General features: G+C 67.1%; 14 protein-coding genes. 7 read left to right on the plus strand and 7 right to left on the minus strand.

The annotated features are described in order from the left end of the window. Positions 1 to 95: 95 nt before the first annotated feature. The gene (locus AC5P7E_RS13445) at positions 96 to 485 is read left to right on the plus strand and encodes a c-type cytochrome (protein ID WP_005413034.1); all 390 of its coding nucleotides are present in this window, start codon (positions 96 to 98) and stop codon (positions 483 to 485) included. Between the two features lie 9 nt (positions 486 to 494). After that, positions 495 to 956, plus strand: coding sequence for a c-type cytochrome (locus tag AC5P7E_RS13450; protein WP_005409273.1), 462 nt, complete (start codon positions 495 to 497; stop codon positions 954 to 956). Positions 957 to 1,243: 287 nt separating this feature from the next. Here AC5P7E_RS13450 and AC5P7E_RS13455 read toward each other — a convergent pair whose 3' ends face one another. Together AC5P7E_RS13455 and AC5P7E_RS13460 are read right to left on the minus strand one after the other, a co-directional pair. Beyond that, entirely contained in the window at positions 1,244 to 3,127 is a 1,884-nt protein-coding gene (locus tag AC5P7E_RS13455) for an ATP-binding cassette domain-containing protein (RefSeq protein WP_087803551.1), read from the minus strand. A 150-nt stretch (positions 3,128 to 3,277) separates the two neighbouring features. Beyond that, positions 3,278 to 4,153: a LysR family transcriptional regulator gene (locus tag AC5P7E_RS13460; RefSeq protein ID WP_111193755.1), complete on the minus strand. Its 876-nt coding sequence runs from the start codon at positions 4,151 to 4,153 to the stop codon at positions 3,278 to 3,280. A gap of 102 nt (positions 4,154 to 4,255) precedes the next feature. Between AC5P7E_RS13460 and AC5P7E_RS13465 the strand changes: the two genes are divergently transcribed. Both AC5P7E_RS13465 and dbpA read left to right on the plus strand, forming a co-directional pair. Then, positions 4,256 to 5,335, plus strand: coding sequence for a YeiH family protein (locus AC5P7E_RS13465; protein ID WP_111118121.1), 1,080 nt, complete (start codon positions 4,256 to 4,258; stop codon positions 5,333 to 5,335). Between the two features lie 85 nt (positions 5,336 to 5,420). Next, positions 5,421 to 6,797: an ATP-dependent RNA helicase DbpA gene (gene dbpA, locus AC5P7E_RS13470; RefSeq protein WP_114618662.1), complete on the plus strand. Its 1,377-nt coding sequence runs from the start codon at positions 5,421 to 5,423 to the stop codon at positions 6,795 to 6,797. 174 nt (positions 6,798 to 6,971) lie between these two features. On the opposite strand, the gene AC5P7E_RS13475 is transcribed toward dbpA, so the two are convergent. The 4 genes from AC5P7E_RS13475 to AC5P7E_RS13490 form a co-directional block, all read right to left on the minus strand. Then, on the minus strand, positions 6,972 to 7,508 hold the full coding sequence (locus AC5P7E_RS13475) for an adenine phosphoribosyltransferase (RefSeq protein ID WP_099523483.1): 537 nt from the start codon (positions 7,506 to 7,508) through the stop codon (positions 6,972 to 6,974). 674 nt (positions 7,509 to 8,182) lie between these two features. Continuing rightward, a complete protein-coding gene (locus tag AC5P7E_RS13480) occupies positions 8,183 to 9,748 on the minus strand; it encodes a protein adenylyltransferase SelO (RefSeq protein WP_111174495.1) in 1,566 nt (521 codons plus the stop codon). Positions 9,749 to 9,780: 32 nt separating this feature from the next. Then, the gene (locus tag AC5P7E_RS13485; protein ID WP_005409266.1) at positions 9,781 to 10,470 is read right to left on the minus strand and encodes a glutathione S-transferase family protein; all 690 of its coding nucleotides are present in this window, start codon (positions 10,468 to 10,470) and stop codon (positions 9,781 to 9,783) included. A gap of 183 nt (positions 10,471 to 10,653) precedes the next feature. Continuing rightward, positions 10,654 to 10,863 (minus strand): cold-shock protein, encoded by a 210-nt coding sequence (locus tag AC5P7E_RS13490; protein ID WP_004153307.1) that lies wholly within the window; start codon positions 10,861 to 10,863, stop codon positions 10,654 to 10,656. A 301-nt stretch (positions 10,864 to 11,164) separates the two neighbouring features. Between AC5P7E_RS13490 and AC5P7E_RS13495 the strand changes: the two genes are divergently transcribed. Continuing rightward, positions 11,165 to 11,653 carry a YaiI/YqxD family protein gene (locus AC5P7E_RS13495; protein ID WP_024958678.1) on the plus strand — a complete coding sequence of 163 codons (489 nt, stop codon included), beginning with the start codon at positions 11,165 to 11,167 and terminating at the stop codon, positions 11,651 to 11,653. 6 nt (positions 11,654 to 11,659) lie between these two features. On the opposite strand, the gene AC5P7E_RS13500 is transcribed toward AC5P7E_RS13495, so the two are convergent. Continuing rightward, positions 11,660 to 12,538, minus strand: coding sequence for a pseudouridine synthase (locus tag AC5P7E_RS13500; protein ID WP_024958677.1), 879 nt, complete (start codon positions 12,536 to 12,538; stop codon positions 11,660 to 11,662). Between the two features lie 125 nt (positions 12,539 to 12,663). Between AC5P7E_RS13500 and AC5P7E_RS13505 the strand changes: the two genes are divergently transcribed. Both AC5P7E_RS13505 and AC5P7E_RS13510 read left to right on the plus strand, forming a co-directional pair. Beyond that, positions 12,664 to 13,212 carry a YaeQ family protein gene (locus AC5P7E_RS13505; RefSeq protein ID WP_005409263.1) on the plus strand — a complete coding sequence of 183 codons (549 nt, stop codon included), beginning with the start codon at positions 12,664 to 12,666 and terminating at the stop codon, positions 13,210 to 13,212. Further along, entirely contained in the window at positions 13,209 to 14,393 is a 1,185-nt protein-coding gene (locus AC5P7E_RS13510) for a BaiN/RdsA family NAD(P)/FAD-dependent oxidoreductase (protein ID WP_005409262.1), read from the plus strand. Before AC5P7E_RS13505 ends, AC5P7E_RS13510 begins: the two co-directional genes overlap by 4 nt. Positions 14,394 to 14,436 lie beyond the last annotated feature (43 nt).

A 14,436-nucleotide genomic window follows, 5' to 3' on the forward strand; every position in this document is an offset into this window, starting at 1 on the left:
GACCCCATTTCAGCTAGATGAAACCTGAGGCTATACTCGGGGCGTTCCGTACCTCACGCCGGAACGACCAGACCCGAATCCCCGGAAACGACACCATGCGCCCGCAGCCGCTCGCCGCTTGTCTCGCTCTGGCCGTCCTCCTGCCCCTTGGGGCCGCCGCACAGCCCGCTCCTGCTCCTGCCACACCCGCTCCGGCCCCGGCTCCTGCCGCCGCGCCGGCGCCTGCCGCGCCCACCGGCAACTTCGACAATGGCCGCGTGCTGGCCTACACCTGCCAGGGGTGCCACGGCATCACCGGCTACAAGAACGCCTACCCCAGCTACCGGGTGCCGAAGATCGGCGGCCAGACCCAGCAGTACCTGGCCCAGGCCCTGACCGAGTACCGCCAGGGCAAGCGCCGGCATCCGACGATGCAGGCGCAGTCGATGAGTTTCAGCGAACAGGAGATCGCCGATCTCTCTGTTTACCTGTCCACCGTCAAGTAAGGCCCGCCCATGTCGAAAGCCGCGCATCCGCTGCGTCACGCCATCGCCCTGTCCGTTGCCCTGCTGCTGGCGGCCTGTTCACAGTCGCAGGTGGAAAACAGCGAGAAATCCGCCGCCGACCCGGGCCATGCCAGTGGCGAACACGGCTCTTCTTCTTCGGCTGGCCTGCCTGCAGGTCGCGAGGCCGCCGGTGAAGCCCGCGCCAAGGTGAAGGGCAAGGCCACCAACCAGAGCTGCATCGACTGCCACGGGGCCGATGGCAATGCGCCGATCGATCCGACCTATCCGAAGCTGGGTGGGCAGTACGGTGACTACCTGGCGCATGCGCTGCAGGCCTACCGCGCCGGTGACCGCCAGCACATGTTGATGACGCCACAGGCGAAGGACCTGAGTGATCAGGACATCGCCGATCTGGCGGCGTATTTCGGCAGCCGGCCGAGCCAGCTGCGGGATCTGCACGGGGTCAAATGACCGCTCTGCGCGGATCATGACTGCTGCAATCTGATGCGTTCATGGGCGTTACTTTTCTTTGCGCGCAAAGAAAAGTAACCAAAAGAAACGCTCCGCCGTCCGCGAGCCGATGCTACGCACCGGTACCCTGCGCTCCTCGGTCCACCGAGGGACGGCGCGGGAACTCGCTGCGCTCAGACACCCGCGCCTCTTCGCCCTCGTCGGACCTGCGGTGCTCGGCTCGCTTCAAGGCGGAATCAGATCAAAAGCCACAGCCGCCCGCAGGGCGAGACGGCCGTGGTAGCCGCTCAGCCTTCCAGCTCTTCCCAGCGCGCGTAAGCGGCATCCAGCTCGGCCTGCACCTTCGCCAGCTGCTGGGTGTGCGCGGTCACTTCGGCGCTGCTGCGGGTGTAGAACGACGGGTCGTTCATCGCCGAGGTCAGGCCTTCGACATCGCCTTCCAGCTTCTCGATGGTCTTCGGCAGCTGCTCCAGTTCGCGCGCTTCCTTGTAGGCCAGCTTGCGCTTGGGTGCGGCCGGAGCTGCGGTAGCCGGGGTGGCCGGCGCAGCGGCCGCCGGCTTGGCGGCAGGGGCCGCGGCAGGCGCTGCGATGCTGGCCGCATAACGCTGCCAGTCGCTGTAGCCCCCTACGTACTCGCCGATCACGCCGTCGCCTTCCATCACCAGCGTGGAGGTCACCACGTTGTCGATGAAGTCACGGTCGTGGCTGACCAGCAGCAGCGTACCGGTGTACTCGCCCAGCAGCTCTTCCAGCAGCTCCAGGGTTTCCACGTCCAGGTCGTTGGTCGGTTCGTCCATCACCAGCAGGTTGGACGGCTGCGCGAACAGCTTGGCCAGCAGCAGGCGGTTGCGCTCGCCACCGGACAGGCGGGTAATCGGCGCACGCGCGCGTTCCGGGGTGAACATGAAGTCCTGCAGATAGGCATGCACATGCTTGCGCTTGCCGTTGAACTCGAGGAAATCGCGGCCTTCGGCGACGTTCTCGATCGCGCTCCAGTCTTCGCGCAGCACCGCGCGGTACTGGTCGAAATACGCGATCTGCAGGTTGGTGCCGGCGTTGACTTCGCCCTTGGCCGGCTGCAGTTCGCCCAGCAGCAGCTTGAGCAGCGTGGTCTTGCCGCTGCCGTTGGGACCGATCAGACCGATGCGGTCGCCGCGCATGATGGTGGTGGTGAAATCGCGGACCATGGTGCGCTCGCCGAAGGCGAACGAAATGTCCTTGACATCGATGACCTTCTTGCCGGAACTGACGCCCTGTGCGGCTTCCATCTTGACGTTGCCGCTGAGGTCGCGACGCTGCGAACGCTCCACGCGCATCGCCTTCAGGCGGCGCACGCGGCCTTCGTCGCGGGTGCGACGGGCCTTGATGCCCTGCCGGATCCAGACTTCTTCCTGCGCCAGCAGCTTGTCGAAGCGGGCGTTTTCCTGCGCCTGCGCATTGAGGCGTTCCTCGCGGCGGCGCTCGTAGTTGGCCCAGTCGCCTGGCCAGCTGGTGACCTGGCCGCGGTCGATCTCGACGATGCGGGTGGCCAGGGCACGCAGGAAGCGACGGTCATGGGTGACGAACACCACGCTGCCGCTCCAGCCCTTCAGGAACGCTTCGAGCCAGTCGATGGCTTCGATGTCCAGGTGGTTGGTCGGTTCGTCCAGCAGCAGCACGTCCGGGCTGGACACCAGCGCGCGGGCGAGCAGCACGCGGCGCTTCATGCCGCCGGACAGGCGGCCGAACTCGGCCTCGCCATCCAGGTCGAGCTTGGTCAGGGTTTCGCTGACGCGCTGGTCCAGGCCCCAGCCGTTGGCGGCATCGATCTTGGCCTGCACGTTGCCGAGGGCTTCGCCATCGAAGACTTCGGCATGGCTGAGGTGGTGGAATTCAGCCAGCCACTGGCCCAGCTCGCCAAGGCCGTCGGCGACGACCTCGAACACCGAGCCGGCCGCGCCGTGCGGCACTTCCTGCTCCAGGCGGGTGACGCGCACGCCCTGCTGCACGCGGACTTCGCCGTCATCGGGCTTGTGGTCGCCGGACAGCAGCTTGAGCAGGGTGGATTTGCCGGCGCCGTTGCGGCCGATCAGGGCGATGCGTTCGCCCGGCTCGATCGACAGTTCGGCCTTTTCCAGCAACAACGGGCCGCCGACGCTGAAGTCGACGTTCTGCAGAGTAATCAGAGGCATCCGGATATTGTACGGGTTGGGGGCGTCGGCCGGGTTGCACCCGCCACCCGCAGTAGTGCCGGCCGCTGGCCGGCAACTTCAACGGCAACGTGAAAAGCTGGTTTCCTGTGGGATGGCGGGATGGTTGGAATCGACTGGGGATCTGATGGCTTATTCCACGTCCCCCAGCAGCGCCTGCAACCCCGGCAGCCACTGCTTGCCGGGATGCCGCACCAGCCACAGCGTGCGCTGCAGGGCCGGCAGCGGGGTTTCGAGCACGCGCAGGCGGCCCAGGGCCAATGGCTCTTCCAGCGCGTGACGCGAAAGACAGGCCAGGCCGAGGCCGGCGATGGCGGCCTGCTTGATTGCTTCGGTGTTGCCCAGCTGCAGGGTCTGGGCGAAGCCACGCAGGTGCGGCAGCAGCGCCTGTTCGACAGCTTCGCGGGTGCCGGAGCCGGGCTCGCGCAGCAGCCAGCGTGCGCCGCGAAGTTCATCCAGCGTCCAGCGCGCGGGGGCATCGGCGGCAGCCACGATCACCAGCGGGTCCTGCTGCCAGGCGGTCACCTGCAGGCCGCGCCCGTGGCACGGGCCTTCGATCAGGCCAGCGTCGACGTCCAGGCGCTGCACGGCGGCGACCACGCCGGCACTGTTGTCGATGCGTAGATCAACCTCAGCCTGTGGCGCCTGGCGCAGCAGTTCGGCGATGCGTGGCGGCAGCAGGTAATTGCCGATGGTGGTACTGGCGGCCAGCACCAGCCGCAGCGGTGCCCCCTGCGACGGGTCGCCGCCGGCGGCCAGCTGACGCTCCAGGTCGGCGGCGTTGACCAGCAAGGTGCGCGCCGGCTCCAGCAGTGCGCGGCCGTGCCCGTTCAGCGCCAGGCGGCGGCCGATGCGGTCGAACAGCGGGGTGCCGAAGTGCGCCTCCAGCTCCTGCAGTGCGGCGCTGCTGGCCGACTGCGAGAGCGCAATGGCCTGGCCGGCAGCGGTGGTGCTGCCATAGTCGGCGATGGCGACGAAGACCTGCAGTTGGCGCAAGGTCAGGCGCATGGCACTTACCTTTTTGATGGGTAGGTTTCACCCATATTATTCGTTTTACAGGTCATCGTTCCGGGCGCACGCTTGCCCCATCACTCCAGCCCTGCTCCTGCCATGAATGCCCCCGCCCTCTCCTCCTGGTCCCTGCCCGCCCTGCGCCAACGCTGGCAGCCGCGTCTGCCCGGCCTGCTGCTGGTGGGCCTGATCGCGGCGGCGTCGCTGTATCTGGCCGAGCTGCCGTGGCTCCAGGCGCACGGCTTGAGCGCGCTGACCGTGGCGATCGTCGCCGGCATCGTGGTCGGCAACACCTTCTACCCGCGGCTGGCACCGGGCAGCGCGGCCGGTGTCGGCTTTTCCAAGCACTGGCTGCTGCGCGCCGGCATCGTGCTGTACGGGTTGCGCCTGACCTTCCAGGACATCGGCCATGTCGGCGTCACTGGCGTGCTGATGGACGTGCTGGTGGTTGCCAGCACCTTCGGCCTGGCCTGCTGGGTGGGAGTGCGCGTGTTCAAGATGGAACGCGAGGCGGCGATGCTGATCGGCGCCGGCAGCGCAATCTGCGGCGCAGCGGCCGTAATGGCCGCCGAACCGGTGGTGCGTGGCCGTGCGGCGCAGGTCACGGTGGCGGTCTCTACGGTGGTGGTGTTCGGCACGCTGGCGATGTTCCTGTATCCGGCGTTGTATGCACTGGTTCAGTCACACGGCTGGCTGGCAATGGACGCACGGCAGTACGGCCTGTTCACCGGTGCGACGGTGCATGAAGTGGCGCAGGTAGTGGCCGCCGGCCGTGCGGTGAACGAAGCCGCCGCCGATACCGCGGTGATCACCAAGATGGTGCGGGTGATGCTGCTGGCGCCGTTCCTGATCGCGCTGTCGCTGTGGCTGGCGCGTGGCGGCAAGGCCAGCACCGACGGCAACACGGCGCGCATCGTGGTGCCGTGGTTCGCGTTCGGTTTCGTGGCAGTGGCCGGTTTCAATTCGCTGCATCTGCTGCCGGCCGGCCTGCAGGCGGGGCTGGTACAGCTGGATACCGTACTGCTGGCGATGGCGATGGCCGCGCTGGGCCTGACCACCCACGTCTCGGCGCTGCGCCAGGCGGGCCTGAAGCCGCTGCTGCTGGCGCTGATCCTGTTCGCCTGGCTGCTGTTCGGTGGCCTGGCGATTCATCAGGGCGTGCTGGCGTTGCTGGGCTGAGGAAGAGCGTGCCGACCAAGGTCGGCACCCACATGGATGAAGGCCCTGTGGCAGGGACCTGCCGCGCGGACGGGTACAATGCGCCATGACTGACTTCTCGACCCTGCCACTGAGCCCGGCCCTGCAGCCCGGCCTGGATGCCCTCGGCTACACCAACCTTACCCCCGTGCAGGCGCAGAGCCTGCCGGCCATCCTGGATGGCCGCGATGTGATCGCACAGGCGCCGACCGGCAGCGGCAAGACCGCCGCCTTCGGCCTGGGCCTGCTGCAGGCCATCGACCCCAGCATGATCCGCGTGCAGGCGCTGGTGCTGTGCCCGACCCGCGAACTGGCCGACCAGGTCGGCAAGCAGATCCGCAAGCTGGCCACCGGCATCCCCAACCTGAAGCTGTTGCTGCTGGTCGGCGGCGTGCCGCTGGGCCCGCAGCTGGCCTCGCTGGAAGGCCATGACCCACACGTTGTGGTCGGCACCCCCGGCCGCGTGCAGGAGCTGGCACGCAAGCGCGCGCTGAATCTTGGCGCGGTGCGCACGCTGGTGCTGGACGAGGCCGACCGCATGCTCGACATGGGCTTCGAGGAGCCGATCCGCGAGATCGCCGGCCGCACCCACAAGGACCGCCAGAGCCTGCTGTTCTCGGCCACCTTCCCCGACAGCATCCGCGCCATGGCGCGTGACCTGCTGCGCGACGCGGTGGAAGTAACGGTGGAAGGCGCCGACCAGGCACCGGCGATCCGCCACCTGTTCTGCGAGGTGGAACCGGCGCACCGCCAGAAAGCGCTGGCCGGCCTGCTGCTGAAGTACACCCCGGAATCGGCGGTGGTGTTCTGCAACACCCGCAAGGACGTGGACGAAGTTGCCAACTCGCTGCAGCAGTTCGGCTTCTCCGCGCTGGCCCTGCATGGCGACATGGAACAGCGCGACCGCGAGGAAGTGCTGTTGCTGCTGGCCAACCGCAGCTGCAACGTGCTGGTGGCCAGCGACGTGGCCGCACGTGGCCTGGACGTGGAAGATCTGGCGGCAGTGATCAATTACGAGCTTCCGACCGACGTGGAAAGCTACCAGCACCGCGTCGGCCGTACCGGCCGTGCCGGTGCCAGTGGCCTGGCGATCAGCCTGGTGGCCGGCCGCGAGAAGACCCGCGCCGAAGCCATCGAAGCGCAGATGGGGCAGCCGCTGGACTGGCAGAAGACGCCGCTGGCAACCTCGCGCCCGGCCGAACTGCCGCAGGCCGCGATGCGCACGCTGCGGATTGACGGTGGCAAGACCGACAAGCTGCGCCCAGGCGACATCCTCGGTGCGCTGACCGGTGATGCCGGCCTGTCGAGCAAGTTCATCGGCAAGATCGCGATCTTCCCGACCCGCTCCTACGTGGCGATCGCCCGTGAGCAGGCCAACAAGGCCGTGGCCAAGCTGGAAGCCGGCAAGATCAAGGGCCGTCGTTTCCGCGTGCGGATGATGTGATTGAAGCAGCGTTGCCAACCACGGTTGGCAATGATCTGACCTGGTAGTGGCCAACCTTGGTTGGCCCATCCGTGGCGTCAATCGCGAAAAGCGCTGCCAACCAAGGTTGGCAACTACCGGTTCCCGGCCATTCGCTCTGGTAGATGCCAACCTTGGTTGGCACCTGCCCTTCGATCAGAACACCAGTTCGGTGTGCAGCGGCAGATCCGATTCCCAGCGGGCGCGACCACCCAGGCCGTCCAGTTCGACCAGTACGCCGGCACCGACCACGTCAACGCCCAGGCGGCGCACCAGCGACAGCGCAGCGACCAGCGTGCCGCCGGTGGCCAGCACGTCGTCGATGATCGCCACGCGGGCCCCGGCCGGCAGCGCATCGGCGTGCACTTCGATGCAGTCACTGCGGTATTCCAGCGTGTATTCCTCGCGCAGCACCTGGCCCGGCAGCTTGCCCGGCTTGCGCACCGGCACGAAGCCCACGCCCAGTTCCAGCGCCATCGCGGCGCCGAGGATGAAGCCACGCGATTCGATACCGATCACCGCGTCCAGCTTCTGGTCGCGCCAACGGTCGGCCATCGCGGTGATGGCACCGCGGAAGTCCTCTCTATGGGCGAGCAGCGGCATGATGTCCTTGAAGAGGATGCCGGGCTTGGGGAAGTCGGCGATGTCGCGCAGTCGGGAGGCCCACTGCGGAGCGACGAGGGCGTCGGTCATGTCACATTGGCTATCTGATGGCGGCATAGGGTACCTGTTCCGGGCGCCGCCTGCCTGTTGAGGGGTGTTCGGGCCGGGCTGCGCCCGGCACCTGCAGAGGCTTCAAGCAACGGCAACGGCAACGGCAGAAGCGGGTTTCCTGTGGGATGGCGGGGTGGGTCCGGTGGCGGGGGCCGCTGCAAGTACGTCCATGTAAGCTCGGTCGCCGCATCCATGCGGCTCACGCCCCCGCAACCGGACCCACCCCGCCTTCGACAGTTTCCTGCGACCTGTCGTAGATCCACGCCATGCGTGGATGAATCTTCATCGAAATCGAATATTTCGAGAATTGAACAAAAAGCATCCACGCATGGCGTGGATCGACCGTGTCGACCAAGGTCGACACCTACCCACAGCAACGGGAATCTGTCGGAGGCGGGGCGGTGTCGGAGTGCGGGGTGTCAGCCGCATGGGCCCGAGGCATGCCTCGGGCGGGTTGGGCAGGACGCCCAACCCCGGTCTTGCCGTGTGCGCAGGAAAGCGCACACGAGCAAGCGGCTGCCAAGCCTACACGGACGTACTTGCGGCGTCCCCGCACTCCGACACCGCCCCGCCAAACCACGGAATCCAGCTTTTGCTCTGGCTGTTGACCTGGCCTCTGCGGGTGCAGGGCGCAGCCCTGCCGAAACCCACCCTCAGGAACTGCAGGACAACATCGAGCAGCCGGCGCGGTTGTCGGCCCACGCCGGCCGCTTGCCGGCATAGTGCTCCAGGCCGGCGCGCTCGGTATACGGATCGCGCAGCACATCCTGTAACGCATGAACACCGCCGAGGTCGCCCTGTTCGGCGCGATCGATGGCCTCCTGCGCCAGCCAGTTGCGCAGCACGTACAGCGGATTGGCCGCGGCCATCTTCGCCGTGCGCTCGCTGGCCGACAGCGGATCCACGCGCAGCCGCGCCGCGTAATCCTGCAGCCACTGCTGCAACGGTGCCTGCACCGACTGCTGGCGTGCCTCGTCGTAGTACACCGCGTCCAGCACACCCACATCGGGCGACGCTGGATCAACGCGCATCAGCGCGCGCCAGGCCAGGGTCATGTCCATTGCGCCGTCCTGCATCAACTGCTGCCAGCGCAGGTAGAACTGCAGGTCTTCATCATCCGCCGCAGCCAGGCCGAGTTTCGCTGCGGCATCGCGACGGGTGCAGGCGACGAAGGTGGACTGGTACGCGGCCAATCCTGCCTGCAACGGTTCGACATCGGCGAACAACGGTGACAACGCCTGTGCCAATCGGCTCAGGTTCCAGTACGCCACCTGCGGCTGTGTACCGAAGCGGTAGCGACGCCCCTGGGCATCGGTGGTGTTCGGTGTCCAGTCCGGGTCGAAGTCCTCGACCCAGCCATAAGGACCGTAGTCGAGCGTGAGGCCGAGCACGGACAGGTTGTCGGTGTTCATCACGCCATGCACGAAACCGACGCGCATCCAGTGCGCGATCATCTCGGCAGTGCGCACCGCGATCTGCGCGAACCAGTCGCCGTACAGCGCCTCCCCCTGCCCTTCAAGCTCCGGAAAGTCGCGGGCGATGCACGCGTCGACCAGCTGCCGCAACAAGGCAGTTTCGCCGCGTGACGCTGGCAGTTCGAAGGAACCAAAGCGCAGGAACGAGGGCGATACCCGGCACACGATGGCGCCGGGCTCGGCACGCGGGTGGCCGTCGTAGAACATGTCGCGTACCACGTCTTCGCCGGTGCCGACCAGCGACAGCGCGCGCGTGGTCGGTACGCCCAGGTGATGCATCGCTTCGCTGCACAGGAATTCACGGATGGATGAGCGCAGCACTGCGCGGCCATCAGCACCCCGCGAATACGGCGTGGGACCAGCACCCTTCAGCTGCAGTTCCCAATGACGGCCATCGGGTGCGACCAGTTCGCCCAGCGAGATCGCGCGGCCGTCGCCGAGCTGGCCCGCCCAGTGGCCAAACTGATGGCCACCGTAGTTGGCTGCCCATGGCTTCATGCCGGCGTACAGCGCATTGCCGCCGAACACCCGCGCGAAGCCTTCGCTTTCGACTTCAGCGGTATCGAAGCCGAGCATCGCGGCGACGTCCGGCGCCCAAGCCAGCAGCGTAGGCGCCGTCACTGGAGTCGGCATCACCGGCGACCAGGCCGCGCCCAGCACTTCGCGGCGGCGCGGGCCGGATTCGGGGTCGCCCGGCAGGGTGTGCAGCAGTCGGTTGTCGAAACGGGGGCTGTCGGTATCCATGGTGCTGAAGATGGGGACGACCGCCGCCCGCCTCAATTGCCGCTGAGCGCCTGCAGATGACCGCCGTGGGCCTCTGCACGCTGGTAGGCCGGGCGCTCGCCGATACGCTTGAGGAAGCCACGCAGCGCCGGCTTGTCGTCGAGGCCACCGCCGCGCGCGGCGGCCGCCTGGATCGGGAAGCTCATCTGGATGTCGGCCGCACTGAAGCGTTCGCCGGCGAACCATGGGCTTTCAGACAGGCGGCGCTCCATCCAGTCCAGGTGCAGTCGTCGCTGCGGGCCGATGAAGCCACGCTCGGCCTTGTCGGCGATGCTGCGCGCAATCGGGCGGGCGAAGAACGGCATCGGCGCGTTGCGGATGCGGCCCATCACCAGGGTCAGCAGCAGCGGCGGCATCGCCGAGCCTTCGGCGTAGTGCAGCCAATAGCGGTAGGCAATGCGCTCGGCGCCATCGGCCGGCATCGGTGACGGCGACAGCTGGCGTTGGGTGTCATAGCGATCCGCGAGGTAGTCGAGGATGGCACCGGACTCGGCCAGTACCAGCTCGCCATCCTGCAGCACCGGCGACTTGCCCAGCGGATGCACGTTACGCAGTTCGGGCGGTGCCAGCAGCGTCTTCGGATCGCGGGGATAACGGCGCAGTTCGTAGTCCAGCCCCAGCTCCTCCAGCATCCACAGCACACGCAGGGAACGGGAGTTTTCCAGGTGGTGGACGATGCGCATGGGGATGATCCTTGGGGAGGCCTGCATCGTACCGCGCCAGCTGCATGCCCTTTGTAGAGTCGAGCGTGCTCGACTGCTTTCCAGAGACAGTCGAGCAATCTCGACTCGACAAAGCAGCAGGCAATAAAAAACGCCGGAAGCTTTCGCTTCCGGCGTTCTGGCTACCAAACGGTAGCAGACGGATTAGACCGCCTGCACCTGGTCAGCCTGCATACCCTTCTGGCCCTGGACGGCGATGAAGGTAACCTTCTGGCCTTCCTGCAGGGTCTTGAAGCCGGTGCCCTGGATGGCACGGAAGTGCACAAACAGGTCCGGGCCGCTTTCCGGGGTGATGAAGCCGAAGCCCTTGGCGTCGTTGAACCACTTGACGGTGCCGGTCTGACGATCAGACATTTGACTAACTCCTGAAACACATGTTGAAAAAATCGCAGCCACCGGGTATCGGGGCCGAGACTGAGTTGCAGGCGTTGGTAAAGCGGATCGATGAGCGGATCGTGAGATCAACTGCACCAGGCCACGATTCACGGTGACCCTAGCAAACACAGTGGGACGAACGATACGCGTGTTTTCTGCAAAAAGCGATAGCCCGGACGTTCATCGGCTGGCCCCGCCCGCTAGACGTGACAAGGGCTGGCAGCCGATCGAGGCTAACCCCGAGTCCCCATTCAGGATTTTCCTACCCTACACTGGGTAAATGACTGAAGCTGAAACCCAAGCTGAACCCGCCCTCCCCCGCATCTGGGTGGACGCGGACGCCTGCCCCACCGTCATTCGCGACATCCTGTTCCGTGCCGCTGAACGCGTTGGCATCGAGCTGACCCTGGTCGCCAACCAGTGGATCCGGACCCCGCCCTCACGCTGGCTGCGTTCGATCCAGGTGCCCCAGGGCCTGGACGTGGCCGACAGCGCCATCGTCGAACGGGTCGCTGCCGGAGACCTGGTCGTCACCCAGGACATCCCGCTGGCCGCGCTGGTGCTGGAGAAGAAGGCCGTGGCGCTGAACCCGCGCGGCCAGCTGTACACGCCGAACAACATGGCCGAGCGGCTGTCGATGCGCAACTTCATGGAAGAACTGCGCGGCGCCGGGGTCCAGACCGGCGGCCCGCCGCCGCTGGGCCAGCGCGACCGGCAGCTGTTCGCCGCCGAGCTGGACCGATGGCTGGCGCGGCGCCCGGCCCGCTGACCCGCGCTAGCCGCCCTGCTCCATTCGGCACAGGCGGCGCTGGCTGCTGAACCGCCGCGGTTCCCCGGTCAGCGGATCATCGAAGGCCAGCACCTGTGCCAGCAGCTGCAGTGCAGGCTCGGCGCTGCCCTCCGGCCGCGACTGCAGCTGCGGGTAAAGGTCGTCGCCCTCGATCGGTGCGCCCAGCGCGGCCATATGCACGCGCAGCTGGTGCTTGCGACCGGTTTCCGGCTTCAGCCGGTAGCGCCAGATCGGCCCTTCGGCCTCGATCGGCTCGATCAGGCTGCGCGCATTGGGCTCGCCCGGCACTTCGGCCATGCGGAAGAACGGCTCCCCCGGCACCAGACGGCTGTCCCGCTGCAACGGAAACGCCAGCCCGGGCAGCGCCGGTGCCAGCGCCTCATAGGTCTTCTCGATGCGCCGCTCGCGGAACAGCCGCTGATAGGCATCGCGCGTGGCCGCCTGGGTCGAGAACAGCACCAGGCCGGCGGTCAGCCGATCCAAGCGGTGCAACGGCGCCAGTTCGGTGTTGCCGGTGCGTGCGACCAGGCGCGACAGCAGGGTTTCGCGCACATACCCACCGGCCGGCGTTACCGGCAGGAAGTGCGGCTTGTCGGCCACCAGCAGGTGCGCATCCAGATGCAGGATGGTCTCGGCGAAGGGAATCACCGGCTCGTCGGCAACCTCGCGGAAGTACTGGATTTCCAGCCCCACCTGCCAGGGCATGTCCGGCGCCAGTGCCCTGCCCTGCGCATCCTGCACACGGCCTCGGGCGAAGCGGTCCTGCCATTGCGCGCGACCGATGCGCGGGAAACGCGCGCACAGGCCATCGAGCAGGCTGGGCCAGTGGCCGGGGGGCAGCTGCAGGTGGCTGGGCAGGGTCATGGCGTCCATTCCGGCCACGGGAAAGAGCGCCAAGAGTGCCACCGTTGACGCTGCGCAGACAGCCCGGCAACGGACACCCTTGGAGCAAACCTCTATCATTGACGTCTTTAGTCCACGGATCCCCCATGGCTCTTACCGCCACCATCCGCAAGGCCGAACTGCAGATCAGCGACATGGATCGCGGCTACTACGCGACCCACAACCTGACCCTGGCCCAGCATCCGTCCGAGACCGACGAACGATTGATGGTGCGCCTGCTCGCCTTCGCGCTGAACGCCGGCGACCGCCTGGAATTCGGCCGCGGCCTCAGTACCGACGATGAGCCGGACCTGTGGGAACACGACTACACCGGCGACATCCTGCAATGGATCGACCTGGGCCATCCCGACGAATCCCGCATCCGCAAGGCCAGCAACCGCAGTCGACAGGTGCAGGTGGTCAATTACGGCGGCAACGCCTCGGAAATCTGGTGGGGCAAGCAGGGCAAGGGCCTGGCGCGCTTCGACAACCTGTCGGTGGTTGACCTCGATGGTGCCTTCGTCGAACTGTGGGGCCAGCAGATCCAGCGCGCGATGCGCTGGAGCGTGCTGATCCAGGACGGTGAAGTGCAGCTGCTCAACGATCAGATGCAGCTCGACGTGGTCCCGAACTGGCGCAAGCGCGCCAAGGCATGAGCACGATCCGTTGCGACGTGGTGGTCATCGGCGCCGGCGCGGCCGGGCTGATGACCGCGATCACGGCTGGCCAGCGCGGCCGCCAGGTGCAGGTGATCGACCATGCCAACAAGGTCGGCAAGAAGATCCTGATGTCCGGCGGTGGCCGCTGCAACTTCACCAACACCGGCACCACCCCGGCCAACTTCCTGTCGGCCAACCCGCACTTCTGCAAATCGGCGCTGGCGCGCTACACGCCCTGGCACTTCATCGAGCTGGTCAGCAAGCACGGCATCGCCTATCACGAAAAGGAGCTGGGCCAGCTGTTCTGCGACATCTCGTCCAAGCAGATCGTGAAGATGCTGGTGGACGAATGCCAGGCGGCCGGTGCCCAGATCCGCACCGAATGCAGCGTGCAGCGCATCGAGCACGGCAGCGACGGGTTCCGCGTGCACACCACGCAGGGCCTGTTCCACTGCGCCTCGCTGGTGGTTGCCACCGGCGGCCTGTCGATTCCGAGCATGGGCGCCACCGGCTTTGGCTACGAGATTGCCCGCCAGTTCGGCCATCAGGTGCTGCCGACCCGCGCCGGGCTGGTGCCGCTGACGCTCAGCGGCAAGCACCAGGAACGGCTGGCTGATCTGAGTGGTGTCGCCCTGCCGATCGAGGCGCGCTGCAACGGCAAGAGCTTCCAGAACTTCATGCTGCTGACCCATCGCGGCGTGAGCGGCCCGGCGATCCTGCAGATCTCCTCGTTCTGGCAACCCGGCGATGCGCTGGAGCTGGACCTGCTGCCCGGCCAGGATGCCGGCGAGTGGCTGCGCCAGATGAAGCGCGAGCGCCCGGCCGCCGAGCTGCGCACGGTGCTGGCCGAGGTACTGCCGAAGCGGCTGGCGCAGCGCCTGTGCGAGCACTGGCTGCCCGACCGGCCTGTGCGCCAGCTGGACGAGCCGGTGCTGCGCCAGGCCGCGCAGCTGCTGGGCGCGTTCCCGCTGGTGGCCAGCGGCACCGAGGGCTATCGCACCGCCGAAGTCACCCTGGGCGGCGTGGATACCGCTGAGGTGTCGTCCTCGACAATGGAATCCAAGCGCGTACCCGGCCTGCATTTCGTCGGCGAGGTGCTGGATGTGACCGGCTGGCTGGGCGGCTACAACTTCCAGTGGGCCTGGGCCAGCGGCCACGCGGCCGGTGGCGTGGTGTGAACCAGATCGCCGTTCGATGCGTGCAAGGGGCGCGCGCATGGAC

It is taken from the genome of Stenotrophomonas sp. YJH_SMC_25, assembly GCF_059369595.1.